Origin of the sequence: Nitratireductor pacificus pht-3B (assembly GCF_000300335.1) — a bacterium.
Taxonomy (GTDB): Bacteria; Pseudomonadota; Alphaproteobacteria; order Rhizobiales; family Rhizobiaceae; genus Nitratireductor; species Nitratireductor pacificus.
On sequence record NZ_AMRM01000002.1, the window covers coordinates 88,504 to 114,406 of the forward strand.

The 25,903-nt window shown below is 60.9% G+C and carries 24 protein-coding genes; 17 read left to right on the forward strand and 7 right to left on the reverse strand.

What is annotated here, in order from left to right; translation table 11 throughout:
* Nucleotides 1-205 precede the first annotated feature (205 nt).
* From NA2_RS01935 to NA2_RS01960, 6 genes are read right to left on the reverse strand one after another with little or no spacing between them, the layout of a single operon-like run.
* A complete protein-coding gene (locus tag NA2_RS01935; RefSeq protein WP_008593570.1) occupies nucleotides 206-1,057 on the reverse strand; it encodes an ROK family protein in 852 nt (283 codons plus the stop codon).
* Nucleotides 1,054-1,728 carry an N-acetylmannosamine-6-phosphate 2-epimerase gene (locus NA2_RS01940; RefSeq protein ID WP_040676458.1) on the reverse strand — a complete coding sequence of 225 codons (675 nt, stop codon included), beginning with the start codon at nucleotides 1,726-1,728 and terminating at the stop codon, nucleotides 1,054-1,056. Before NA2_RS01940 ends, NA2_RS01935 begins: the two co-directional genes overlap by 4 nt.
* A complete protein-coding gene (locus NA2_RS01945) occupies nucleotides 1,725-2,999 on the reverse strand; it encodes a TRAP transporter large permease (protein ID WP_008593574.1) in 1,275 nt (424 codons plus the stop codon). The genes NA2_RS01940 and NA2_RS01945 overlap by 4 nt, the downstream gene beginning before the upstream one ends.
* On the reverse strand, nucleotides 2,996-3,481 hold the full coding sequence (locus tag NA2_RS01950; RefSeq protein WP_040676460.1) for a TRAP transporter small permease: 486 nt from the start codon (nucleotides 3,479-3,481) through the stop codon (nucleotides 2,996-2,998). The genes NA2_RS01945 and NA2_RS01950 overlap by 4 nt, the downstream gene beginning before the upstream one ends.
* A gap of 55 nt (nucleotides 3,482-3,536) precedes the next feature.
* Nucleotides 3,537-4,496 (reverse strand): sialic acid TRAP transporter substrate-binding protein SiaP, encoded by a 960-nt coding sequence (locus NA2_RS01955; RefSeq protein WP_008593578.1) that lies wholly within the window; start codon nucleotides 4,494-4,496, stop codon nucleotides 3,537-3,539.
* Nucleotides 4,497-4,529: 33 nt separating this feature from the next.
* Complete coding sequence (locus NA2_RS01960) at nucleotides 4,530-5,252, reverse strand: FCD domain-containing protein (RefSeq protein ID WP_008593580.1); 723 nt, start codon at nucleotides 5,250-5,252, stop codon at nucleotides 4,530-4,532.
* Nucleotides 5,253-5,366: 114 nt separating this feature from the next.
* On the opposite strand from NA2_RS01960, the gene NA2_RS01965 reads away from it, so the two are divergent.
* Nucleotides 5,367-6,287 carry a dihydrodipicolinate synthase family protein gene (locus NA2_RS01965; protein ID WP_008593582.1) on the forward strand — a complete coding sequence of 307 codons (921 nt, stop codon included), beginning with the start codon at nucleotides 5,367-5,369 and terminating at the stop codon, nucleotides 6,285-6,287.
* On the opposite strand, the gene NA2_RS01970 is transcribed toward NA2_RS01965, so the two are convergent.
* Nucleotides 6,273-7,208 carry a LysR family transcriptional regulator gene (locus NA2_RS01970; RefSeq protein WP_040676462.1) on the reverse strand — a complete coding sequence of 312 codons (936 nt, stop codon included), beginning with the start codon at nucleotides 7,206-7,208 and terminating at the stop codon, nucleotides 6,273-6,275. The genes NA2_RS01965 and NA2_RS01970 overlap by 15 nt on opposite strands.
* A gap of 129 nt (nucleotides 7,209-7,337) precedes the next feature.
* Between NA2_RS01970 and NA2_RS01975 the strand changes: the two genes are divergently transcribed.
* The 16 genes from NA2_RS01975 (at nucleotide 7,338) to NA2_RS02050 (ending at nucleotide 25,901) form a co-directional block, all read left to right on the forward strand.
* Nucleotides 7,338-8,309, forward strand: coding sequence for an ABC transporter permease (locus NA2_RS01975; RefSeq protein ID WP_040676464.1), 972 nt, complete (start codon nucleotides 7,338-7,340; stop codon nucleotides 8,307-8,309).
* Entirely contained in the window at nucleotides 8,306-9,205 is a 900-nt protein-coding gene (locus NA2_RS01980) for an ABC transporter permease (protein WP_008593590.1), read from the forward strand. The genes NA2_RS01975 and NA2_RS01980 overlap by 4 nt, the downstream gene beginning before the upstream one ends.
* Complete coding sequence (locus NA2_RS01985) at nucleotides 9,202-10,173, forward strand: ABC transporter ATP-binding protein (protein ID WP_008593592.1); 972 nt, start codon at nucleotides 9,202-9,204, stop codon at nucleotides 10,171-10,173. The genes NA2_RS01980 and NA2_RS01985 overlap by 4 nt, the downstream gene beginning before the upstream one ends.
* Entirely contained in the window at nucleotides 10,170-11,222 is a 1,053-nt protein-coding gene (locus NA2_RS01990; protein WP_008593595.1) for an ABC transporter ATP-binding protein, read from the forward strand. The genes NA2_RS01985 and NA2_RS01990 overlap by 4 nt, the downstream gene beginning before the upstream one ends.
* Nucleotides 11,209-12,795, forward strand: a complete 1,587-nt coding sequence (locus tag NA2_RS01995; protein WP_008593597.1) for an ABC transporter substrate-binding protein — start codon at nucleotides 11,209-11,211, stop codon at nucleotides 12,793-12,795. Before NA2_RS01990 ends, NA2_RS01995 begins: the two co-directional genes overlap by 14 nt.
* 1 nt (nucleotide 12,796) lies before the next feature.
* Nucleotides 12,797-14,680 (forward strand): CocE/NonD family hydrolase, encoded by a 1,884-nt coding sequence (locus NA2_RS02000; RefSeq protein WP_210161284.1) that lies wholly within the window; start codon nucleotides 12,797-12,799, stop codon nucleotides 14,678-14,680.
* Between the two features lie 1,194 nt (nucleotides 14,681-15,874).
* On the forward strand, nucleotides 15,875-16,672 hold the full coding sequence (locus NA2_RS02005; RefSeq protein WP_008593601.1) for an alpha/beta hydrolase: 798 nt from the start codon (nucleotides 15,875-15,877) through the stop codon (nucleotides 16,670-16,672).
* Between the two features lie 26 nt (nucleotides 16,673-16,698).
* Complete coding sequence (locus NA2_RS02010) at nucleotides 16,699-17,793, forward strand: ABC transporter substrate-binding protein (RefSeq protein WP_051011500.1); 1,095 nt, start codon at nucleotides 16,699-16,701, stop codon at nucleotides 17,791-17,793.
* 65 nt (nucleotides 17,794-17,858) lie between these two features.
* A complete protein-coding gene (locus NA2_RS02015) occupies nucleotides 17,859-19,601 on the forward strand; it encodes an ABC transporter permease (RefSeq protein WP_008593605.1) in 1,743 nt (580 codons plus the stop codon).
* Nucleotides 19,594-20,673 (forward strand): ABC transporter ATP-binding protein, encoded by a 1,080-nt coding sequence (locus NA2_RS02020; RefSeq protein ID WP_008593607.1) that lies wholly within the window; start codon nucleotides 19,594-19,596, stop codon nucleotides 20,671-20,673. Before NA2_RS02015 ends, NA2_RS02020 begins: the two co-directional genes overlap by 8 nt.
* Before the next feature lie 33 nt (nucleotides 20,674-20,706).
* On the forward strand, nucleotides 20,707-21,342 hold the full coding sequence (locus NA2_RS02025; RefSeq protein ID WP_008593609.1) for a GntR family transcriptional regulator: 636 nt from the start codon (nucleotides 20,707-20,709) through the stop codon (nucleotides 21,340-21,342).
* 94 nt (nucleotides 21,343-21,436) lie between these two features.
* Nucleotides 21,437-22,336: a proline iminopeptidase-family hydrolase gene (locus tag NA2_RS02030; RefSeq protein WP_008593611.1), complete on the forward strand. Its 900-nt coding sequence runs from the start codon at nucleotides 21,437-21,439 to the stop codon at nucleotides 22,334-22,336.
* A gap of 15 nt (nucleotides 22,337-22,351) precedes the next feature.
* Nucleotides 22,352-23,197, forward strand: coding sequence for a carbon-nitrogen hydrolase family protein (locus tag NA2_RS02035; protein ID WP_008593612.1), 846 nt, complete (start codon nucleotides 22,352-22,354; stop codon nucleotides 23,195-23,197).
* Entirely contained in the window at nucleotides 23,194-24,072 is an 879-nt protein-coding gene (locus tag NA2_RS02040; protein WP_244423574.1) for a helix-turn-helix transcriptional regulator, read from the forward strand. Before NA2_RS02035 ends, NA2_RS02040 begins: the two co-directional genes overlap by 4 nt.
* Before the next feature lie 42 nt (nucleotides 24,073-24,114).
* Nucleotides 24,115-25,065 (forward strand): ABC transporter permease, encoded by a 951-nt coding sequence (locus tag NA2_RS02045; protein ID WP_420798686.1) that lies wholly within the window; start codon nucleotides 24,115-24,117, stop codon nucleotides 25,063-25,065.
* The gene (locus NA2_RS02050; protein WP_008593618.1) at nucleotides 25,065-25,901 is read left to right on the forward strand and encodes an ABC transporter permease; all 837 of its coding nucleotides are present in this window, start codon (nucleotides 25,065-25,067) and stop codon (nucleotides 25,899-25,901) included. The genes NA2_RS02045 and NA2_RS02050 overlap by 1 nt, the downstream gene beginning before the upstream one ends.
* Nucleotides 25,902-25,903: the final 2 nt, after the last annotated feature.

Consider the following 25,903-nt stretch of genomic DNA (forward strand, 5'->3'; position numbering starts at 1 on the left):
TTCGACCGCGCTTTGGGAATGAGCGCTGGGCGATTCGCACAGCGCGCCGCTGGTGCATCGTGGGAAAAAATGAACGTGCTTACCTAGCCTGCCTTCTGCAAAGCTGTCTGTCCTGAAGCAGACTATCTGAGCAGCAGAGCGGACGCCGGCCGGCCCCGGAAGCAGCTCCTGCCCGCCGGGTGAGAGCCGCCGACTCCATGCTTTTTTAGTCGGCTGTCATCAATGCGCCCAGCAGAACGCTGTCGTGGCCGAGCATCGCAGGCGTCAGGTTTACCTGGAAAAGCTGCGGTTCTTTTCGCAGGTGATGCTCAACTTGCGGCAGATATCCTTCGGCAAGTCCAATGCTGCCGCCAATGGCAATCCGGTCGAGACCGAACAGCGAGGTCAAGTCCGCACAGAGACGAGCGATGGCGGCAGCGGACCGGTTGATCGCCGCTTTGGCCTGAGGTGTATCGGCTTCAAATGCCTCACGTGCAGTACGCACCTCCCCCGCCAATGCAATTGCATGGCCTGAGGCAACGGATTCTACCGTGCCGATTCTGCCCGAGCCGCATCGCCGCACTGCATAGGGACTGGACACAAAGCCCACATGTCCAGCGAGGCCGTTTCTGCTTTCCAAAAGACGACCGTTCAGACTGATCCCGCCCCCAATCCCGGTTGAGACGGTGAGATAGGCGAAATGATCAGCGCCAATACCGGCGCCCAGCCGTGCTTCTGCCAGTGTTGCGGCAGCTGCATCGTTCCGAACGGTAATGATTCCCCCGTAGCGCTCCTGCATCCATCCACGCAGCGGCTTTCCGTCGATTCCCGTCAGCGTGTTGGGATTCACTGCCTGCCAGCAGCCATCGCTATCAACACGCCCGGCGACGGCTACGCCCAGCCTGCCGTTTCCATGGTAGCCCAGTTGCCGCAGAAGCATCGCAATCGACTCCATTTGCCCATCGAAGCTGGCGTTTCGATCGGTTGGTGTCTGGACCCGGTCTTCAACCCGGCCGTCAACGATTCTTGCGGCGGCGGTTTTGGTGCCGCCAAGATCGACGGCAAAACCCTCGATCATGCCCTGCTCCGAACCGCTTCGGCAAACCATTGTGTTGCGATCTCAAGGCGTGTGAGGGCGCTTCCGACGGTGACCGCGTCAGCCCCAGCGGTCATTGCAAGCGCTGCAAGAGAGGGAGTGTCGAAGCGGCCTTCCGCCATCACGAACCGGCCAAGTTCCCGCAGCTTTCCAAGGAGCGGCAGATCGGGCCCGGCATCCTCCGCCGCGGTATCCGGCGTATAACCAGAGAGGGTGGTGCCCAAGATCACAGCGCCTTCCTTCCTGGCTGCGATTGCATCCTCAAGGGTGGAGCAGTCCGCCATGGCAAGAGCGCCCCCGCTCAGAATTGCCGCAACGATCTCCCTGCGCTCATCCACGCGCGGGCGTGGAGTGGCGTCGTACCCGACAATGTCAGCGCCGGCATCGATAAGTGCTTGGGCGCTGGCCACAGACACGGTGATCCTTGCAGAGCTTTCCGGCAGATCGCATTTTACGATACCGATTATCGGCGCTTCGATCATGGGGCGGACGATCTTCAGCTTCTCAATCCCCTCGATCCGGACCCCGGCCGCGCCGCCGGCAATTGCAGCCTGCGCCATCGCTGCGACGATGTCCGGTCGATCCATAGGGCCATTATCGACAGGCTGGCAGGAGACAACCAATCCGCCGCGCAAACGGTCGAGAAGGCTCATCGCATCAGACTCGGTAGTCCGGTGGCAAGGACAGGGAAAAGGCAGACCAGCAGGAGAACCACCAGTGGAGGTATGAGCCAGGGCAGGATTGCTCGCGCGAGCTTCTGATAGGGAATGTTGCCGACCTGTGCCACAACGAACAGGGCCATTCCCATGGGCGGTGTAAGGATGGAGATCATTAAATTCAGCACCACGATAATGCCGAAATGAACGGGATCGATGCCGAAGCCGAGTGCGATCGGGACAAGGATCGGCACGACGATCAGAAGAATGACCAGCGACTCGATGAACATGCCCAGGACAAAGATCATCAGATTGACCGCGATCAGAAAGCTGACTGGACCATCCGCTATGGCCAGAAACATGGCAGCGATCTGCTGGGGAGCCTGCTCACGCGCCAGAACATAGCCCAGCAGCGATACGCCGGCGATGATCATCGCGATGCTGGCCGATGTGGTGGTCGTCTGATAGACCGCGTCCCACAGCCTGCGCCAGGTCAATTCGCGATAAAAGGTCAGGTCGATCAGAACCGCATAGGCAACGGTGACGGCTGCGGCCTCGGTGGGCGAGAACCAGCCGCTGAAGATGCCTCCCACGATGACGGCGGGGGTCAGCAGCGCTGGAAACGAGCGGATGAACAGCATCGACAAGGACTTGAAGCCCGGCCACTGATCGCGCGGATATTCCCGGCGAAGCGCAATGAAATAAACCATGACCATCAAGGTCAGGGCGCAGAGTACACCTGGTATGACGCCTCCGAGGAAGAGCTGGCCGATCGATGTGTTGGAAATGACCCCGTAGAGCACCATGGTGATGGAGGGAGGGACAAGGGGCCCAATCATCGATGAGGCGGCTGTGACGGATCCTGCGAATTCCTCGTCATAGCCTGCCTGCCTCATGGCTTCGATCTCCATCTTGCCCAGCCCGCCCGCATCTGCGAGGGCCGAGCCCGACATGCCCGAGAAGAACAGGCTCGCAAGCACATTTACATGACCGAGGCCTCCACGGATGTGGCCGACCGCAGCGCGGGCAAAGCCGAAGAGCAGATTGGTGATGCCAGCCCCGTTGAGGATGGCGGCAGCGAGGATGAAGAGGGGCACGGCAAGCATCGGGAAGCTGTTCAGCCCATCGACCATTCGTGACAGGGCGAAGGCCAGCCCCATGCCGGACCAGTAGAAATATCCCATCGAAACAAGGATCATTGAAATGCCGATGGGAACGCCGACCAGAACGAGGATCAGCCAGCCGAGAGCGATGATGGCGAGGATCATAGAGCTGTTTCCACTCCCCCGCTGTCCTGACGATAGCCAAGGCCCACGATCCGGCGGACAACGCGGTTGGCGATGAGGATCATTGCAAGGAAGCCGGATGCATAGAGAAGCGCATCGCTGACCGGAAGCGTCACCGCCTCATTCGACCAGGTGCGCTGGATGGTCTTCCAGCCGATCCAGATCAGATGCAGCACTATCGCGAGATAGACGAGGTCGATCGCTGTCAGGACGGTCATGCGTGCTTTCCGGCGCAGGCTTTCGACCAGAAACCCCATGCGGAGTTGGCCGTCGATGCGCTCAACTTCCGCAAGGCCGATCATCGCCATCCAGACCCATAGCCAGCGTGCTGCTTCTTCCGTCCAAACAGGACCGGAAAGCAGAGGGGTGCGACCCAGGATCTGAAGCACGACCACACCGATAAGTCCGATGAACAGGATTGATGCAACAATCCCCTCCACGCTGTATGGACTGGGTAATTTCATCGCAGCCTCCTACAAGGATACGACCGGGAGCACTGTTGCTCCCGGCCATTACCGCCTACTCGGCGGTGACTTCGGCAATCGCGCCTTTACCGAACTCTTCCTCGAGCGTGTCGTAGTAGGATTGCATTGCCGCCCTGAACGGTGCCAGATCGGGTTCGGTCACCGTCAGGCCCTTTGCTTTGAAGGCGTCGAGCAGTTCCGCCTCGCCCTTCTGGATCAACTCGTTGTTGAGCTTGCCGCCGGCAGCGATGGCGGCATTCACCCAATCCTTCTCCTGATCGGACAGGGAATCCCAAAGCTCCTTGCCGATCATCACGGAGGACGAAGCCACGAAGTGATTGGTGAGAGCCACCGAACTTTGAACCTCATAGAATTTCATGGCGTCGATGGTGGTCAGCGGATTTTCCTGAGCATCCACCTGGTTGGTCTGAAGAGCGAGATAGACCTCCGGGAAGGCGACCGGCGCGGGCGTTGCCCCGACAGCCTCGGCATAGGCGATAAGGAAGGGGACATTCGGTGTGCGCAGGCGCAAACCTTTCATGTCATCGATGGAGTTGACCGGCTTGTTGGCCGTCGTCTGCCTTGTCCCGTAGTACCAGACGTCGAGAACCTGCATTCCTTTCTCGTTGAACTTGCCGGCCATTTTCTGCCCCCACGGGCCGGAAATGATCTCTTTCAGCTGCTGATAGTCGCTCACGACGTATGGTGCGCCGATCAGTTTCAACTCTGGTATCGTATAGGACATGTCCGGGTAGCCGGTGATGACCATGTCGAGTTCACCGGCCTGGACCTGCTGCACCATCGCCTTGAAGTCACCCAGCGTGGCTGAGGGAAACAGCTTTACGGTGAACTCTCCCCCGGAAACCTCCTTCAGCTTCTGGGCAAACTCGGCCGCACCCTTGTAGACGGGGGTTGCTTCATTGTCCTGCGTTCCAAGCGTTAGTTCCCGGGCCTGTGCACTCGTGGCAAGGCCCAGAATCATCGCTGAGCCGATCAGCAGATGTTTTATCTTCATAGTCTTCTCCTCCGGTTTCAGGTGCTTTCGATTTCAGGCGCTCATGGGTGGATGTGGTTTTTGCTGCCCCATCAGCCGCGCCCGATATGACCGCTCCAGATGGCGATCCATCACTTCCGTCGCAGTCATCACGTCGCCCTTGAGTACGGCCTCGTAGATGGCCTGATGTTCTCCGAATGCTATGGCGTCGTGTTTCGCCGGATCATCCACCGGCGCGCGTTGGGCGAGCAGGTCTGAGACGAACATGTCGTGAAGAGTCAAAATCACCGGGTTTCCGACAATGGAAACGAGGGCGCGGTGAAATGCGATGTCCGTGGCGGCAAACTGCGGGGTTCCTCTAGCCGCGGCGTTCCGCTCGAGCGCGTCTTGCAGACGTGCGATCTGAACACGATCTCCGCGGATCGCTGCTTCCCGTGTGGCCCCGGTTTCGATGAATTGCCGCATTTGCTCCAGGTGCGCCCCGCTCTCGGGGCCGCCTAGAAGATCGCGTATGTGATTGGCTGCTGAGTGCAGGATCGTTTGCAGGGAAGGGCGCGCAGCCCGGGGGCGACGACCTCCACCTGCATCGACAAAACCGTGCATCTGCATCAAGGCCAGCGCCTCGCGGATGGTCGGTCTCGAGGTGTCGAACTCGTCACAGAGCTGCCGCTCCGTCGGCAGGGAGGCTCCAACCGGGATGGCGCCGTCTCTGATCTTCTCGATCAGAGCCTCGGCGATGAGGCGCGGCATGCGTTCCTGATGGGTTATGTCGACCAACGTCCTCTTCCTATGGCTTGTCCGAATTTCTTTTTTGGTAAGTCCAAAAGTTCTTGTTGTCAAACCATAACGTTCGTTTAGAAAGATGAGATCATCGATTATCTGGAGACCACCATGACGAAACCCCTGGCTGGCATGTATGCGGCATTGATGACCGGGTTGGCCGACGATGGCAGCTTCTGCCCTAATCGACAGAAAGCACTCAACTTCCATGTCCTGGGGCAGGGACTGACCGGTCTTTATGTGGGCGGCAGCAGCGGTGAGTCCGGTCTGCTCGGCGTAGATGAACTGCTACACCAGCAGGAGATCGTCGCCCGCGACGCCGCCAGCACGAGATTGATCGCTCATGTGGGTGCGCCGTCGCTGCGTCATTCCGTCAGTTTGGCGAAGAATGCGAAGAAACTGGGTTATCATGGGCTGTCGGCTCTGCCGCCTCATGCGTATCCGTTCACCGACGCCGAGATCTTGGCCTACTATTCCGAGCTTCAGGCGGCCACGGATCTGCCTCTGATCGTTTATGAAGTCCCGGTGCGGACAGGCCGCCCCATTGCGCTGGAAACGCTGACCGAAATCCTCTCTCTGCCCCATGTAGCTGGACTGAAATTCACTTCGACCGACATGTTCAAGCTATCGGTGCTGCGTCGACGCTGCCCCGATGCGACATTGTTCTTCGGTTTCGATGAAGTCTATCTCTCCGGTGCGGTGCTAGGCGCCGATGGCGGGATTGGCACCACATACAACCTTCTCGGTCGGCTCTATATGGCTCTGGACGCCGCGGTGAAAGCAGGCAATCTGACGGAGGCGCAGCGTCTTCAGGACATCTCCGCTATCTTCGTCGAGACATTGGTGGAGACTGGTATATTGCCCGGCATGAAGGCGGCCTTTCGCGCAATTGGCATTGAAGTCGGGCCTACCCGTGCGCCAATGCTGATGCGGCTCGACGATGGCGAGGCGCGCATCGCCGACCTTGTGTCGCGGCCCGAAATCGCCGAATGGCTGGTTGGCTCACCCGTTCGGGAGTCAGCCGTGGGGTGATGGAATCTGCACCCCGGTCTGCAAACTGCTGAAGTGGCTTCCCAGACACCGGATCGTTGTCTCGAGGAAGATCTGCGCCGCTTCTGTCATGGGAATATCGGCGGGGCGCGCCATGGCGAAAGAGTGCGTGATGTTCTGCCGCAACGTCCGGATGGCCACCGGCATGTGGGTGTAGTCGCGCGCCATCATTTCGTTGACGAGGGTGACGCCCAGTCCTGCTGCCGCCATCCCGCAGGCAGACAGGACAGAATGCGCTTCAAGCCGCACGTTGGGCCGAATCCGGTGCTGCGAAAACAGCGTGTCGATCTCATGGCGCGGCGCTCTCAGGCGGCCCAGCAGGATCAGAGGCTCATGTGCAAGATCGCGAATGTCGATCTCGCTCTTCGCTGCCAGCGGATGGTCCTGAGGCAAGACACAGACGGTGTTGACCCGCACGAGCGGCGTTTCGATCAGCCCACCCTTTTGCACCGGCATGCGCAGAAACCCCAATTCGGCTCGCTCATCCAACAGCATTCTTTCGATCGTGTCGTAGGACCCGCTATGCAGCTCCACCTGAACCATTGGGGAGTGTTCGAGAAATTCTCGGATGATTGCCGGCACGATGGATAGGGAAAGACTGGCGGGGAAAGCAATGCGCAGGCGGATAGCTGGCGAATTACCCTGCCGAAGCTCTTCCGCCAGGGTCAGGAGCTTTTCGCTGCGCTGAAGCAGGATTTGCATCTGGCCCTGCAGGATCTTGCTGTCGCGGGTGGGTATCAGCCGCGTCTTGTCCCGCAGGAACAGTTTGATTCTCAGGGTTTGTTCCAACTGCGTCAGGCGCCGGCTTACCGCGGACTGCGAGAGCCCGAGCTTGTCGGCAGCGCCTTGCGTGGTGCCGGTTTCGATGATCGCCTGGAATGTCTGCAGAAGGGCCAGCCGCATACAAAGCCTATGCAATATAATCATAGATCGAGCTATTTTTATCATATTATTGCATCGGTTTTCCTGTCTGTGCAAACCTCATCTCAAGAGAATGGGCCAAAGGGCTATGTTCCGGAGCAGGGGGAGTGAGTGACAGCCTTTCTGATACGCAGACTGTTCCAGGCAATTATAGTTCTGGTGGCCACTTCGGTGATCGTTTTCACCGGGGTATTCGCGATTGGCGATCCGCTCGAAATCCTGCTTCCGGCTGATGCCTCGATGGCGGAGCGCGAACAGGTGGCAGAGTCCCTGGGGCTTAACGACCCGCTGCCGGCCCAGTATGTCCGCTTCGTAACGGACGCGGTGCAGGGCGATTTCGGACGCTCCTTCGTTTATAATCGCCCGGCCACCGAGGTCATCCTGGAGCGCCTGCCCGCCACGCTGGAACTCACCTTCACGGCATTGGTCATCTCGCTCGTCATAGGCATACCGCTCGGGCTCTGGGCCGGGGTGGCGGCGGGATCGGCGACCGACGAGACCATCATGACCGGGTCAATCCTCGGCTTCTCACTGCCCAATTTCTGGCAGGGCATGATGTTGATCATGATCTTTTCGGTGACGCTCGGCTGGCTGCCGTCCACGGGGCGTGGCGAGACGGGGTCACTGTTCGGCATAGAAACCAGCTTTGCCACCTGGGACGGGCTGAAACATCTTCTGCTGCCGGCGATCAATCTGGCGCTTGCGCAGACGGCGCTCGTCATCCGCCTCACGCGCACCGGCGTGCAGGAAACCATGCCGCTCGATTTCGTGAAATTCGCCAGAGCGCGCGGCATTTCCTCGCCGCGAATCCTGTTCGTCCATGTGATGAAGAACATCCTCATCCCGATCATCACAGTAATCGGCATCGAGTTCGGCTCGCTTGTCGCTTTCGCCGTGGTGACCGAGACGATCTTCGCCTGGCCGGGGATCGGCAAGCTGATCATCGATTCCATCAACGCGTTGGATCGTCCGATCATCGTCTCCTACATCCTGATCGTGGTGACCATGTTCATCGTCATCAATTTCTGCGTCGACGCGCTCTATTCGCTGCTTGACCCCCGCATAAGGGTCAGCGCGCAATGATGGCCTTCCCGACCTATCTGCACGGACAGAGCCTTTCGGCCCGTGCCCTGCGCGGCCTCCTGGGAAGCCGCAAGGCGACAGTCGCGCTGGCGGTTTGCATTCTTCTGATCGGGGCGGCGATGCTGGCGCCTGTGCTGGCGCCGCAAAACCCGTATGACCTCGCGCAGATCGACTTCTTCGACAGCAAGCTGCCGCCTCTGAGCGGAGGATCGACCGGCATTACCTATTGGCTCGGCACCGACACGCAGGGCAGGGACATGCTGTCGGCGATGATGTACGGGCTGCGCACCAGTCTCGGCGTCGGGCTCGTGTCCGGCTTCTTCGCGCTTGCCGTCGGTACCTCGCTGGGGTTGATCGCTGCCTATACGGGTGGGCGGCTCGATAGTCTCATCATGCGCTTTGTCGATCTGATGCTCGGTTTTCCGACCATTCTCGTGGCGCTGATGATCCTCGTGGTCTTCGGACAGGGGACATGGAAGGTCATCCTTGCTCTCGTCTTCGTGCAATGGGCTTATTTCGCGCGGGCGGTCAGGGCGGCAGCACTGGTGGAATCCAGCCGCGACTATGTGGAAGCCGCGCGCTGCCTCGGTCTTTCTGCCCCGCGCATCCTGTTCTTCCAGATTCTTCCGAACTGTCTTCCGCCCCTGATCGTGATCGCCACCATTCAGGTGGCCAGCGCCATTGCCGCCGAAGCGACGCTGAGCTTTCTGGGCATCGGCCTGCCGATTACCGAGCCCTCCCTGGGGCTTCTGATCGCCAATGGCTACCAGGTGCTTCTGGCCGGCGTTTACTGGATGAGCGTCTTTCCGGGGCTTCTTCTTCTCATCCTTGTCTTCAGCATCAACCTCGTCGGCGACCGGCTGCGCGAAACGCTCAATCCGAGGCTGGTTCAATGACCGCTCCCCTGCTTGAAGTGGACAATCTGCAAACGCATTTCGAAACGCTTGCCGGTGTGGTGAAGGCGGTAGACGGCGTGTCCTTTACCGTGGCGCGCGGCGAGGTTCTGGGTCTTGTCGGCGAAAGCGGGTCCGGCAAATCCATCACGGGCTTCTCGCTGCTGGGGCTGCTGGATGCGCCCGGCCGGGTGGTCGGCGGGGCGGTGCGGTTCAACGGCGAAGACCTGTTGGCGCTCGATGCCAAAAGGCAGCGGCAGATCCGCGGCAATCGCATCGCTATGATCTTCCAGGACCCGATGATGACGCTAAATCCGGTCCTGAGCATCGGGACGCAGATGGTCGAGACCGTCCGCGCCCATGACACGGTAAGCCGCGCCGAAGCGCGCCGGCGCTCGCGCGACGCGCTGGGCAAGGTGGGCATTCCGTCGCCTGAAGAAAGGCTTGATGCCTATCCGCATGAGTTCTCCGGAGGTATGCGCCAACGCGTCGCCATCGCGATCGCGCTCTTGCACGGGCCGGACCTGATCATCGCCGACGAGCCTACGACTGCGCTCGATGTCACGATCCAAAGCCAGATTCTCGCGCAGGTGCAGCAATTGTGCAGTGAGCTGGGCATGGGTTTGATCTGGATCAGCCATGACCTGGGTGTGGTGGCGGGTCTCGCTCACAAGGTGGCGGTCATGTATGCGGGCCGGATCGTCGAGCAAGGGACGGTGGTCGATGTCTTGGACAGATCGCGCCACCCTTATACGCGAGGGTTGATTGCTTCGACACCCATGGCCAACCAGCGCGGCGTACCCCTCCATCAGATTCCCGGTTCTGCGCCTTCTCCGCTCGATCGGCCGGAAGGGTGTTCGTTCCATCCCCGATGCTCACGCGCGAGCGACGCCTGCGTGAAGGTGCCCGAGATTTCCCGCACGCGGAACCATGAATGGCGTTGCTTCCATCCGCTTGGAGCAGACATATGACGACGTCACGGACGCCGCTGGCGCAGGCGGTCAATATAAGCAAGCGCTTTCAGAAGAAGACGGATTTCGCCGAACGTGCGGCCATTGCGCTAGGGGCCATGAGGAAACCTCCGGTCGTTCATGCGCTTGACGATGTCAGCCTCGATATCCGCCAGGGCGAAGTGGTCGGGCTCGTGGGCGAGAGCGGCTGCGGGAAGTCTACGCTCGGCCGCATTATGGCAGGCATGCTTGCGCCCACCGAAGGCATCGTGCTGCGCGATGGTGCCGATGTTGCGGGACTCAAAGGGCGCAAGGCGCGTGCCATGCGCCTCCGCACGCAGATCATCTTCCAGGACCCCATGTCTTCGCTCAATCCGCGCCGGCGCGTCGGCGATATTATCGGCGAGGCCCCACGTTTTCACGGTTTGGTCGACAAGGCGGGGCAGGAGAAGCTCGTCGCCGAACTGCTGGAGACCGTGGGGCTCCAGCCTGAAATGGCGCAGCGTTTCCCGCACCAGTTTTCAGGAGGTCAGCGCCAGCGCATCGGCATTGCCCGGGCTCTTGCGGTGAAACCTGACTTCCTGGTCTGCGACGAAAGCATCGCCGCGCTGGACGTGTCCATTCAGGCACAGATCATCAATCTTTTCATGGAGTTGCGTGAGCGCCTCGGCTTGACATTGCTGTTCATCAGCCATGATCTTTCCGTGGTCCAGCATATCAGCGACCGCGTGGTGATCATGTATCTGGGGCGCGTTGTGGAAACGGCTCCCGTGGACCGCATCTTTGAAGCGCCCAACCATCCCTATACGCAGGCGTTGCTCGATGAAATTCCCCGGATAGACCGCCGCAACCGCAGCTTCGCGACCATTCGCGGCGAGATACCGTCTCCGGTCAATCCGCCGAAGGGCTGCCACTTCCATCCGAGGTGTCTGCATGCATTCGACCGCTGCCGTACTGAACGCCCGCAACTCAAGCGGCTTCAGGCGGGGCATGAAAGCGCATGCCATCTCAATGATTTGCCACCATCGCAGCAACCACTCAAATGGGAGGAAAACAATGAAATGCTTTAAGCACGGCGCCATCAAACGGGGAGCCATAGCTGCCCTTCTGGCGACAGTCGCCCTGCCGGCGCTGGCCGCCGATCTCATGATCGGACGGGCTGCTGAGCCATCGTCCATCGATCCGCAATTTTCGCGCACCGGCAACAATCAGGGCACGGCCCAGCTCATGTTCGGGCGCCTGATCGAGCAGGATGCAAACCTGCAGATCAGTCCCGGTCTCGCCACCGAATGGAACGCGGTCGATGACACGACCTGGGAAATCAAGCTTCGTGAAGGCGTGAAATTCCACGACGGTTCGGCTCTGACCGCTGACGATGTGATTTACTCGTTGGAGCGGACCGATGAGGTGCCAAACAGCCCCGCACCATTCTCCGACATGGTGTCGTCTATCGACACGATGGAAAAGGTCGATGACCTGACCATTCGCATCAAGACCAAGGAACCGGCCCCTGCGTTCATAGAAGACATCGGCCGCGTCTTCATCATCTCCAAGGCCGCCTCTGAAGGGAAATCTTCTGAGGATTTCAATACCGGCACGGCCACGGTTGGCACCGGCCCCTACAAGTTTGTTTCCTTCAAGCCGGGCGAAAGCCTGACCATCGAGGCCTTTGATGGTTATTGGGGCGCGCAGCCGGAATTCAAGGATGTGGAGGTTCGCTTCATCTCCAATGATGCAGCGCGTGTTGCCGCGCTTCTATCCGGGTCTGTCGATCTCATTGATGCTGTGCCGCCCGCCGATGTGGCCCGCCTCGAGGAACAGGAAGGCATCAATGTCGTTTCCGCGGCGTCGGGCAGGGTGATCTATCTCGGTCTGTCCCAGCGTTTCGATCAGGCTCCCGGCGTTTTCGATCTCGACGGCAAGCCGCTGGCGGAAAATCCCTTCCGCGATCCGCGCGTGCGCAAAGCGATTTCGCTCATGATCGACCGCCAGCTGGTCGTCGACCGTATTCTCGGCGGCGCAGGCGTGCCTGCGGGCCAGCTCGTTCCGGCGGTCCTGGGTGGCTATGCCGAAGATCTGAAGCCCGACGAAGTAGATGTCGCAAAGGCGAAGGAATTGCTTACGGAGGCGGGCTATCCGGACGGATTTGCGCTAAAACTCTATTCGTCCAACAACCGTTTTCCCGGTGATGGCGATCTCGTTCAGGCGCTTGGTCAGATGCTGACCCGTGGCGGCCTGAAGGTGCAGGGTGTTGAGGCGCTGCCCTACAATGTCTACTCCAAGGCCGCCAGCGCAGGGGATTACGGCGCTTTCGTCTTCTCGCTCGGCTCCTCCACGCCGACTTCCGCACCCAATCTGTCGAGCTTGATCCAGACTTATGACAAGGAAGCGGGTACGGGTGCATTCAATCGCGTGCGATTTTCCAGCAAGGCGTTTGACGATGCTCTCGCGGTCGCGCTTCAGGAGTTCGACGCGCAGAAGCGTGATGAGCTTTTGGCGGAAGCCACGCGGATTGCCTTCGCCGAAACACCGATCGTACCGCTGTACTGGCAGAAGGTGTTCTGGGGCGCGCGTAAGGGTATCACCATCGATGGTGGCCTTTCCGAATACACCCTTGCTCAGGACGTGAAGCGGGTGGACTGACGTGACGGCCAACCTGACGCCCCCTATCGCACTCACTGCCGACGTTATGGTTCATCGGGATGTTATGATCCCCATGCGCGATGGCGTCAGGTTGGCCACTGACATCTATCGTCCGGGGAGGGATGGCAAAGCTGCGCATGATCCCCTGCCGGTTATCTTCGAACGCACCCCCTACGACAAGGCCGGAACGCCGCGCACGGAACTGTCACTGCGCGATCCGGTTCCGGCATCCCGTGAGGAGCTTGCCATCCGCCTGGTGCGTGAGGGTTATGTCGTCATCTGGCAGGATTGCCGGGGGCGTTATCGCTCTGAAGGCACGTTCACGAAATATCTGAACGAGGGCGAGGACGGGTTCGACGCGATGGTCTGGATCAAAGCCCAGCCCTGGAACAACGGCCGCATCGGCACGATGGGGCTTTCCTATGATGCACATACTCAGATGGCAATGGCCTGCCTCAACCCGCCAGGACTTTCATGCATGGCGGTGGATTCGGGCGGGTTCTCCAATGCCTTCACCTGTGGCATCCGCCAGGGCGGAGCATTCGAGCTCAAACAGGCAACCTGGGCCTACAACCGAGCCATGGAAGCGCCGCTGGCAGAAAAAAATCCGCTCATCCGCGCTGCCATACAGGCAGAGGATCTGCATGGCTGGTTCGGCAAGATGCCATGGACGAAGGGGCGCAGCCCCGTCAAATGGGACCCCGACTATGAAGCCTATCTGCTGGACCAGTGGCAGAATGGCACCTTTGACGAGTTCTGGAAGAAGGTGGGAATCTGGGCGGCCGGTTATTACGACCGGATGGACACTGTCCCGGCGATCCTCATGTCCAGCTGGTACGATGCCTATGTCCATACGACGCTTGAAAACTATCAAGGCCTCAAAACACATGGGCGCCCGCTGATCCTCATCATGGGGTGCTGGACCCACGGTAATCGCTCACAGCGCGTTTTCGGCGATGTGGATTTTGGACCGGCTGCGCCCTTTGACGGTCAGGTAGATACGGACTGGCTGACCTTCCGGTTGCGCTGGTTCGAGCGCTGGCTGAAGCAGAGCCTGGAGCCCGAGCCCGTACTCGAAACGCCTGTTCACTACTTCCTGATGGGCGGGGGCGGGGGCGCAAAGACTGCCGACGGCCATATGATGCACGGGGGCGCGTGGCGGCGAAGCTCGGACTGGCCACCGCGTGAGGCGGCGCCGGTCCGATATTTCTTGCATGCCGATATGGAGCTGTCCCGGATACCGCCGGCTATGGAGAACCAGCACCTTGCCTATGATTTCGACCCGCGCAATCCCGTGCCGACCATTGGCGGATCTCTCACCTCTGGCGAACCCATATTCTCGGGGGGCGGTTTCGATCAGGTGGAGCGTCCGGAATTTTACGGCTGCCTGAATCCCGGAATGCCGCTCACTGCCCGCAGGGATGTCGTGTCATTCCAGACTCCGCCACTGGAAGAGGATGTGATCGTCGCAGGTCCAGTCACGGTCCGCCTCAATGTTTCGACCGATGCGCCGGACACCGATTTTACGGCCAAGCTCGTGGATGTCTATCCGCCTTCGGAAGACTATCCCCGTGGATATGCGTTGAATGTCACCGACGGCATCTTCCGCCTTCGCTATCGCCATTCCTTCGAGAAGCCTGAACTGGTGCGGCCGGAGGAGGGCGTGATGGAAATCGAGATTACGCCCTTTGCTACGGCCAACCGTTTCTGCAAGGGGCATTGCATCCGGGTCGATATCTCTTCGTCGAATTTTCCCAAGTATGACGTGAATCCCAATACGGGCGGGCCGGAAGGTACCTCCCGGATCGCGAACATCGCCCGCAACCGCATTCATCTCGATGCGACGCATCGCTCGTATGTGGAGCTGTACTGTCTGCCAGATTGACTGAACGCAGCGAGATGCTGCCAAGACCGTCAAACCTGAACCATCCCGGGTCTGCCGGAGGCCGGTTGATGGAAGCTATACGCGATGTCTGCGGTCTCCAAAGTTGCGTAGAAATTTGCTTCGGCTTTGGCCGGCCGGATGTTGCGCATAGGCTTCAGCAGGCAGCGGTTGCCAAAGCGGTCGACCCAGTCAAGCGTAGCATCTCGGATGCGACTTCTCGCTTGGCGCAAGAAGTATGGCGGCATGGCGGTGTCGGGGCCAAAAACGGCTGAAGGCACTGGAGGACGAGAATGCGCGCCTGAAGAAGCTTCAGGCGGAGGCGATGATGTATGTATAGACATTCTGCAAGATGCTGACCGGAAACTCTGACGCCAGGCTTGAGGAGGAATGCCGTGAGTTGGGTAATCGAAAAGAAAACCACTCGCAGCGGCGGGTCTGCGCCTTGGTTGGCACTGCACCGCGCGTCTACCGATACACGTCTAGCCGGCCGAACCATGCTCCCCTGCGAGGAAGATAGCATGAGAGCCATCCGGCGCCGGTAGCTTCCGCTTTTCGTCGAACCCATAGGCGAGACGTCACAGCCACCATCGCGCCAGTCTCCACACCCACCCGATGTACACTACAGGCTCCAATCGCTTTCCCGGCTTCTGGCGGCGGAGGCATAGCGCCCATCAGACAGGTTTCGGGCAATTCCTTGATCGTCCGCTACAGAGCTCAAGATGTGCGGAGGCGGATCTGATGCGCATCTCGTCGGAGAGACGATGGGCGGTCGCCGGGTCTTGGCGGCACGGGCGACCGCTGCATGCGGGCGTTTCAGGGAGAAAAACGATGGCGTTTCAAAAGCCGTGTTGACGAGGCGGCGCATATATCGCATATGTTTGATCAGAAATTTGCGCAAATATGTGAGAACATTGTGGCACCCCTATCGAGCGCGACATATGCCGGCCTGACTCCACGGCGAAGCATGAACCGTATTGCGCGTGGGCTCGCGCATGTGGCGGAGGTCTGTGCTGCCTTTGCCGCTCCCCTCAAGATGAGCGGCAGGCAAAAGGCAGGCGGGGGCTGTTCCACCGAGCCTTTGGCGAACCGCCTTTGCGCCGTCCTTGGTGTCGTCTCCAGATCGAGCGACAGAAGTTCCGGTGCCGAACGTCTCCACGGCGGCGGGTTCATTCATAGCCGGGTGGAGAAGTGCCCATGAGTCTGGGCGTGGATGCGGTCGTGCTGGACAAGGGGGGGGCTGGCCATGAAGCCGATTCGCGCTTTGCCTGCGCGTGGACACTGGCTCCCTCGGGCAAGCCCGATCGGCCGCTCTTGATCGCCATGCATGGCAGCGCGCGCGATCATCTGCCCACGCGCGATGCCTTTGACGATCTGGCCATGCGCCGGGACATCCATGTGCTCGCACCGCTCTTTCCGGCCGATGTGACGCGTCCGGGCTATTCCGATGGCTACAAGTTTCTTCGCGAGCCCGGCGTCGATTATGCGGCGCTGCTGGAGAGCATGATCGCAGCATTTCGGGCGCAGTTCGATCTCCACCCCCAACCGATCTATCTGTTCGGATTTTCCGGCGGGGCGCAGTTTGCTTTGCGGTATGCTTTGGTGGCGGCGGGAAGGCTGTCCGGCGCGGTTATCGCCGCGCCCGGCGCGGTGACGCTGCTGGACGCCGGTCTCCCATGGTGGCCCGGCGTGGGCGGAATCGAGCAGGCGATCGGGCGACCGGTCGATGCGAGGGGGCTCGCAGGCCTCCCGATCCACCTCATCATCGGTGCAAACGACAGCGATCAGGGGCTCGTGGCGCGGGGGCCGGATCATCCCGATTACTCGCCCTTCGCCGAAGTTGCCGGCGCGAACCGTCATGAACGTATCGAAGCCCTGAAGGAAAGCCTGGAGAAATCAGGGCTGAGACCGGGCCTCGAATATCTGGATGGTGTTGGACACGAACTCGGCCCGGTGGCCGGGGCCGCATCCCGCGCCATTGAAAAGTGGCTTTGAACACATACACAAAAAGGGGAATCCACATGCTTCGAACATTGCTTCTGTCCGCCGTGTTCTTCACGCTGCCTGCAGGCCTGGCGGCTGCGCAAACGCTGCCCGATCATTATCCGGCGGACTATGCGGATCTGATCGAAAAGGCGAATGAGGAAGGCTCGCTGCTCATCTATTCCAACATGGGGCCGGAAAACTGGGAGCCGCTCATCGCAGCCTTCAACCAGCACTATCCGGACATCAAGGTGGAGACGCTCGATCTTGGGCCGGGAGAGGTGTTCACGCGCTACCGCGCCGAGGCCGGAACGGGGGTGGCGACTGCCGACATGCTGGCCGCCGGCACAATCGGCGACTGGATCCAGGCCGCCAATGACGGTCTCGTCGTGGATTATGAGACGCCCGAAGCCCGGTTCCTGCCCGAGTGGAGCCTGCCGATGCCGGGTGTTTACACGTTTTCCGCCGACCCCATGATCCTGATGTACAACAAGGTCCTGGTGCCGGAAGAGCTGCGCACGGCCTCGATGGAGGAGTTCTTCGCCAACATCACCGCGCATCCGGACGTCTTCAAGGGCAAGATCGGCACGTATGACGGCCAGTTCGCGTTCGGCGAATCCATCAATTTTGCATTCGTGCGGCACCATGGCGACAAGGCTTGGGAGTGGTTCGACGCGATCGGCCCCTCGGCCCGGCCCGGCGGCGGCACCGGCGGCATGATCGAGAAGACCGTGAGCGGTGAAAACACCGCGTCCTATTTCGCCTCCGGCCCGGTTCTCTTCCCGCGGTTGGAACAGGGGATCGGACAGATCATCGACTGGAAGTTTCCCTCCGACGGTACGCCGGTCTTCCTGCGGGGCGTCGGCATAACCGAAAAGGCTCCGCACCCGGCCGCGGCGCGGCTGATGCTCGATTTCATCCTTTCGGAAGAGGGGCAGTATGCGGTGGCGGAAGGCAAGCTGACGGCCTATCGCCCCGGCGTGAAGCCGGAAGGCGAAACATCCTACTCGCTTGACGAGGTCATCGAGGAGATCGGCGGCGAGGACAAGATGATCCTCATCGACTACGACCCCGATATGCTGAAAGAGCATGACGCCTTCATCGCACGCTGGGCAAAGGCCTTCGGCATGTAATCAGTCAATACGGCGGCCGGCCCGAAAGTGGCTGGCCGCCGTGTGGCGAAAGCGAAAGCCAGATCATGAACACGCAATCCGCCGAAACCACGCTCGCGCCTCCGCGCATCGGCCCGGCACTGATGCCTCTCAGCCGCTCGCGCATGGCGCAATGGCTGATCTTCGTCATCACCGCGGTGCTGGTGCTTGCGCCCGCGCTGCCGATCCTGCTGCAGGTTTTTGTTGCCGGCCCTCTCTATGAGAGGGACTGGGATTTCACATTCGCCAATATCGGGCGGCTCCTCGGAAACGAGGCGATCGGCGAGATCGCGCTGACGACGCTGGCCTTCGCCGGGCTGACGACGCTGATTGCGCAGGTGCTCGGGGTGACCGCTGCCCTTCTGTTCGGGCGCACGGACATGCCCGGACGTCGTGTCATGGGCGACATGATGATGTGGCCGCTCTATCTGTCGCATCTGATCATGGTGGTGGGCTGGCTCATCGTTTATGGCCCTTCCGGCTTTCTGACCCAGGCATTTGCCCGGATGTTCGGTAACGCGCCCTGGAACCTCTATTCCATTCCCGGCATGGCCGTCGTCGCGGGTGTTTCGCAGGCTCCACTGGCCTATCTCTACTGCCTGTACGGTGTGGCGCGCTCCATCGATCCGACGCTGGAAAGTGCTGCCCGGACCTGCGGCGCGGGGCCGCTGACGGTGATGCGGCGCGTGACGCTGCCGCTGATGCTGCCGGCCATCGTCACCTCGAGCGCGCTCAACATCGTGATTGCCGTGGAAATGCTCTCGATCCCCCTGTTCCTCGGCAGGCCGGCGCGGATCGATACCCTGTCGTCCTATCTCTATCTGGAGGGAATTGGCGCTTCCAACCCGCAACACGGCATGGTCGCCGCCTCGGCTCTGGTGCTGGTCGTTCTGGTCGGCGCGACACTGGCGCTGCAACGGCTGCTCCTGTCCAGGGGACATCGTTATGAAACGGTCAAGGGGAAGGGCACCCGCCCGGCGCCATTGCAGCTCGGCGCGCTCAAATGGCCGCTCTTCACGCTCGCCGTTCTGTACATCGCGTTCGTGGTCCTCGTGCCGGTTCTGGGATTGGTCCTGCGCGCCTTCACCAGCTATCTGACACCGCTCATTCCGATATGGGATGTGCTGACGCTGCAGAACTTCAGGGACGTCTTCCAGACGGACGCCTATATGCGCGCGCTCTGGAACACGCTGATCATCGCCGTTGTCGCGGCGGGCCTCGGCACGCTCCTGACCGCGCTGATCGCCCTTGTCATCCAGCGGTCCGGCTTCCCGTTCCGCCGCACGCTGGAGGCGCTGGCCTATTCGCCACGCATGGTTCCGGGCCTGATCACGGGTCTGGGCGTCTTTTATGCCGCGATTGTCTTCGCGCCCTTCGGATGGCTGCGCGACAGCATCTGGATCCTTGTCGTGGCTTACATCATGGCGACGATCCCGCTCGGTCTCGGCGCCATTCAGCCTTCCGTGGTGCAGATCGGCGCCGATCTCGACAAGGCGGCGCGCACGGTCGGCGCGGACTGGATCACCAGCATGCGGCGCATCCTGCTGCCGCTCATGAAACCCGCGCTGCTCGGCTGTTTCGTCCTGCTCTTCGTCGTGCATCTGAAATCCTATGTCGTCGCCATCTTCCTGATGGCGCCGGGGCTGGAAATCATGGGCGTGACCATGCTCGGCCTCTGGGAGAACGGGGCAGCCGGCGTCACCGCTGCCTTCGCAACCCTGCAGATCGCCATGATCGCGATATTGCTCATCGCCGCCCGTCTCGTGTTTGGAGTGAAGCTCTATGAATAAGCTCGTTCTCGAAAACCTCACGAAGTCCTACGGTGAGGTGCATGCCGTGAACAATATCTCGCTGACCGTGGAGCAGGGGGAGTTTCTGACACTTCTCGGTCCGAGCGGCTGCGGAAAGTCGACCACGCTTGCGGCGATCGCGGGCCTCGACCGGCCAACATCGGGCGTCGTCCGTTTCGGCGACCACGTGCTTTTCGATGATATGAGCGGCCGGTTCGCACCGCCCGAGAAGCGCGGGTTTGGCGTTGTGTTCCAGTCCTACGCGCTGTGGCCGCACCTGACGGTGGAGCGCAATGTTTCGATGCCTCTGGAACTGCGCAGGGTGAGCCGGGCGGAACGCACACGGCGCGTTGGCGAAACGCTGGAACTGGTGGGGCTTTCAGGCTTTGAAAAGCGCTATCCGGGCGAATTGTCGGGCGGTCAGCAGCAGCGTGTCGCGCTGGCGCGGGCCGTGGTGTTCCGGCCTCCACTCCTGTTGCTCGATGAACCGCTTTCCAACCTCGATGCGCAGTTGCGCCAGAGCGCGCGGGTGTGGCTCAAGGAAATCCAGCGCGAGCTTGGCCTGACCGCGATCTATGTGACCCACGATCAGGAAGAGGCGCTGGCGATGAGCGACCGCATCGCGGTCATGCGGGCCGGAAAGATCGTTCAGCTTGGAACACCGCAGGAGATCTACGAGCGCCCGCAGCATCCCTTCGCGGCCACGTTCATCGGCAGTGCCAACCTTATCGAAGGGATAGTTGAACAGAGCGCGCGCCGGGGCGATGCAATCGTGACCCGCCTGCGTCTGGCCGACGGCCAGCATCTCGATGGTCACAGTGCCGTTCCGATGGCCGCTGGAACCAAGGCCAAGCTCGCGGTGCGCGGCGAGCGTATGCGCGTCGCCGAAGAAAGCGGCGCGAACACGCTGGATGCCGGCTTCACCACAGCCAGTTATCTGGGCAACCACTACGAGCAGAAGCTCATGCTGGCGGGGCAGGAGATCCGCATGCTGGTGGACGTCCCACAACCTGAAAGGGCGGGGAAAATACACATTGCCGAGAGCGACGCCCTTGTCTTTTCAGCAGAGTAGTGGGAACCCTCGAGAGGTTTGGGGAATGCAGCGATGAGCAAAAGGGAGATCAGAAACGGGCTGAGCGAACGCCTGCGCGCCGATATCGCGGCCGGTTTCTATCGGCCGGGCGAATGGCTGCGGCTCGTCGATCTGGAAGAACGCTACAGTGTCGGGCGCTTCGATGTACGCCAGGCGCTTGCGAAGCTCGCGTCAGGCCACATGCTCAGCCATGTGCCCAATCGCGGTTATCGCGTGGTGGAAACCGATCGCAAGCAGCGCGACGAACTGACGGATACACGCCTTATGCTCGAAGTGCCGGCGGCGGAGCTTGTCATCGAACAGGCGACGGCAGACGACGTGGCGCGGATTGAAGCCGCCGCGCGCGCCTTTGACGAGGCGCTCGGCACCGTTCCCTATCCCGAAGCGCAGAAGCTGAACCACGCTTTCCACCATGCGTTCTACGACTGTTGCGGCAACCGGACCTTGATCGACCTCATCCACGAACTGCGCGAGCGCAATCTGCCGGGTGAATGGAACCAGTGGGCAATGCCGACGAATGCCAGATCCAGCAGCCACGATCATCTGGAGATGGTGGAAGCGCTGAAGGCGCATGATCGCGAACGCATGGCTGCGATCATCACCCGCCATCTGACGCGCTGGCGCGAAGGCGCTTCCAGCGGAAACTGACAGTCTTCCGGACTTTCTTCCCTGCTATTTATTACAGATTGCGTCGCTGCATGCCGCGGTGAAGGCTCTGTTCAAATCCCAGAGGAGTTTTCACATGCCTGCAGTCGATGTGGTTGAAGATCTTGCGCCCTTTCGTGAGTACAGGACGTGGTATCGGGTCATCGGAGACCTGAAGTCCGGAAAGGTGCCGCTTGTGGTTGTCCATGGCGGCCCAGGATGCACGCATGACTATCTTGAGAACCTTTCGGATATTGCAGCCACAGGCCGTGCGGTTGTTCTCTATGACCAGATCGGAAACGGGCGCTCGACGCATCGGCCGGAAGCCGCCGCCGATTTCTGGACCGTCGATCTGTTCCTTGAAGAACTCGACAATCTTCTCGACCATCTGGGCATTCGCGGGCGCTACAATCTTCTGGGCCAGTCCTGGGGCGGCATGCTCGGGTCGGAACATGCCGTGCGCCAGCCGAAGGGGTTGAACGGCATTGTCATCGCCAATTCCCCCAGTTCCATGAAGGCATGGGTGGAGGGTTGCCTGGAACTGCGCACGAAACTGCCGCAGGAAACGCAGGACGCGCTTGCCCGCCACGAGGCGGATGGCAGCTACGATCACCCCGACTATCAGGCGGCATCGAAGGTTTTCTACGAACGCCATGTCTGCCGTCTCCAGCCTGTACCGGATTTCGTGCAGCGCACCTTCGACTGGATCGATCGCGACCCGACCGTCTACCACACCATGAACGGCCCGACGGAGTTTCATGTGGTCGGCACGCTGAAGGACTGGACGGTCGTGGAACGGCTCCATCAGGTCCGGGCGCCAACGCTGGTGATATCGGGAGTACATGACGAGGCATCCCCGCAAACGGTGCGCGAGTTTGCCGAGCGCATCAATGGGGCCGTCTGGGAGGTGTTCGATGAATCAAGCCACATGCCGCATGTCGAGGAGCGTGGCGCTTACATGGCGGTCATCGCCGATTTTCTGGCGCGGCTGGATTAGAGAGGGAGGGTTCCAATGACCAAGCTTCGCGTTGCTGCGATCCAGCTGAACACGACTGCTGATGTGAAGGCCAACAACGCGCAGATCGAGGATATGGTCCGGCAGGCGGCAGGTGAGGGGGCGACCTTCGTCAGCCTGCCGGAAGCGGCCAACATTCTCCTGCGCGACAATCTGCGATACCCGTCGGTGTGCCTGCCGGAAGATGAGGATACGACGCTGGCGCTCTGCCGCAACCTCGCCGCCGAGCTTGGAATCTGGATCCATGCGGGCTCGCTTCTGGTCCGTCACGAAAACGGGCAGCGTGTCTGGAACCGGGCCTATCTCATCGCACCATCGGGGGATGTCGCGGCGACCTATGACAAGCTGCACACGTTCGATGTGAAGCTGGGTGGGGAGGCCGATTTTCAGGAATCCGCAGCCGTCGCGCCCGGCGAGAGCGGCGCGGTGGTTGTCGATCTGGGCGATTTCCGGCTCGGCCTGTCGATCTGCTACGACATCCGCTTTTCCTATCTGTTCGATGCGCTGGCCGTCGCCGGTGCCAATGTGATGATGATCCCCGCGTCCTTCTCGACGGCGACGGGACCGCTGCACTGGGAACCGCTCCTGAAAGCGCGCGCCATTGAAACCGGCTCCTATGTGATCGCCGCAGCACAATGCGGCGAACGGGACGGCGTATGGGTTCACGGCCAATCCCGCATCATTTCGCCGTTCGGCGAGGTGATCGCTGCTGCGGGCGAAGACCCGTGTGTCATCACGGCTGAAATCGACAGTGCGCTGATTGAAACCACCCGCCATCGCTTGCCGGTTCTGCTTCAGCGGCGTGACCTCGGGAGCCCCCGGATCGTCCCCGCGAAGCTATGAAACGAGCGGGTGCTCCGCATAATCGGACTTGCTTCCGCAAAGTTCCGCCCTTAGCCTTCAAGGGAATAGGTTTGGGGAAGCCCGACCGTCCCGAACAGATGCAGGTGATGAACGCAAAGCCGAAAACGCTATCCAATTCTGAATTGGACCGGAAGGTCGATCGGGCGGCCCGGTCGGTGGCGAAGTTCGGAATGCAGGCGCTGATCTACGATTTTTCTCCAGTGCCGTTCACCCCTGAGGGTGAGCTGATTACGCCGACCCTTCTTGCCTCCCGGAACATTCCCGGAGAAATGGCGCAACTCTGGTGCAACGATGGTTTCTACCAGCTCGATCCGGTCCAGAAGATCGCGCTGGCGCGGGCGCGGCCTGTCTACTGGTCCTATCACGCCGACGAGTCTTCGGAACTGAGCAACCGCCGGAACATTCCGGCAGAGGTGGCGGATTTCCTTCGCGAACGCAAACTGGCGCGCGGCATCACCGTGGCCGTGCGCGGGGGTACGCGCGGCCTCGCGACGGTGACGGGCATCTGGAACGAACGCCCGCCGGAGAGGCGTCTCGACAACGAGCTGGCCGCCGCGTTTACGCTCATGGCACATGAGTTGCAGGACGAGATCATGGCTTCGATCAGCGATGAAGCGATGATGACGACAGCCGTTCGCCTGACGCCGCGCGAGATGGAGTGCCTGCGCCTTTGTGCGGACGGCCAGCCCGACAAGCAGGTCGCCCATGCGCTCGACCGATCGCTTTCCACCGTTATCATGCACATGCAGTCGGCGATGAAGAAACTCGGCGCCCGCAATCGTGCCCAGACCCTTGCCCGTGCGGCCCATTACGGCCTGCTCGACCCGGTCCCCTCCTGCCGGCCCAACCTGTAAGTTCTTCCAGCTAGGCTATCTCCCCATCCCTTCCTAGGCTCCATGAAGAGAAGGATGAGGAGGGAGGCCTTGGGACGACGCTTCTGGCTAAAGCGGCTTTTGCGAACCCTGATCACGCTTTGGGCTGTGGTCACGTTCACATTCGTCGTTCTGCGCACGTCCGGCGATCCGGTCGTGGCGCTGCTCAGTCCGGATGCCCTACCGGCCGAGATCGAGCAGTTTCGTCAGAAATGGAATCTCGACCGTTCGCTTTTCGAGCAATACATCGCCTATATGCTCAATCTTCTCTCCGGAGATTTCGGGCATTCCTATCAGGACGGGCGAGCCGTCACGGCGATCATCGCCGAGCGCCTGCCGAACACACTTCAACTGGGCGCGGTCGCCTATCTCTGGGCGCTGGCCATCGGCATTCCCGCAGGCATTCTTGCCGCGCTGAAGCGCGACAGCCTGCTCGACCGGGGCGTCATGACCTTTGCCGTCGTGGGCTTCGCGCTGCCGAATTACTTCCTCGGCATTCTAATGATCCTGTTTTTCTCGTTTCATCTGCGCTGGCTGCCAAGCGCGGGAACGGGCAGCGCGCTTCATCTCATCATGCCGGGCCTGACGCTGGGGTTCTACGTTGCCGGAACGCTCGCGCGCTTCACCCGATCGGCCATGCTGGAGGTTCTCGAGCGCCCGTATATGCGCACGATCCAGGCCAAGGGCACGCCCTTTCTCTACGGCGTGCTGCGCCATGCCCTGCCCAACGCCGCGATCCCGATCGTCACCATTCTCGGCCTCAATCTTGGGGCGCTGGTGGGCGGCACGGTGGTGGTCGAGGCGGTGTTCGGCTGGCCGGGCATCGGACGCCTTCTGGTCCAGACGGTCGCCTCGCGTGATCTGGCGGTGGTGCAGGGGCTCGTCCTGATGATGGCCGCATTCATGGTTCTCGCAAACCTTCTGGCCGACCTCACCTATTCCCTGATCGATCCGCGAATTCGGGTGAGCAAATGATGCGCCATATTCCAACGGTCGCGTGGCTGTCGATTGCGGCACTGGTCTGCGCCCTGCTTTTCGCGCTGTTCGGTGGCTGGCTCTCGGACCATGCCGCCACCCAGCAGAACCTGCTTGCCCGCATGCGGCCGCCGCTGCTCTTCGGAGGCGATCTCGCGTTTCCGCTGGGCACCGACAGGCTGGGCCGCGACCTGCTCGCGCGCATGGCCGAAGGGCTGCGCATATCTCTTCTGATCGCGCTTCTGGGTTCCGTTCTGGGTGCGCTCTTCGGCTGTACGCTCGGCTTTGTCGCCGCGCATTTCAGAGGCTGGGTCGAAGAGACGATCATGATGGTCGTGGACATTCAGGCGTCCCTGCCGTTCATCCTGATTGCCCTGACGCTGCTCGCCTTCTTCGGCAATTCGTTCGGGCTCCTGATTTTTCTCATGGCGATGTTCGGCTGGGATTCTTACGCCCGCCTTTCGCGTGGCGTGGTCCTGTCTGCCAAGAGCCAGCCCTGGGCGGAGGCCGTCCGCACGCTTGGTGTGCGGCCAGTGGCGCTTTACCTGCGGCATGTGCTGCCCAATGTGGCGGGCATTCTCATCGTCCAGCTCACGTTGAACTTTCCGCAGATCATCCTGCTTGAGAGCGCCCTCAGCTTTCTCGGTCTCGGCATTCAGCCCCCCATGACCAGCCTTGGTCAGATCATGGGAGACGGGCGCGATTACCTGTCCACGTCCTGGTGGATATCCGTGCTGCCGGGCCTGACGATCTTTCTCGTCTCTCTGGCGATGTGCGTGCTTGGGGACTGGCTGCGCGATCGTCTCGATCCGGCACTGCAACGTGTGCGGCAATAACA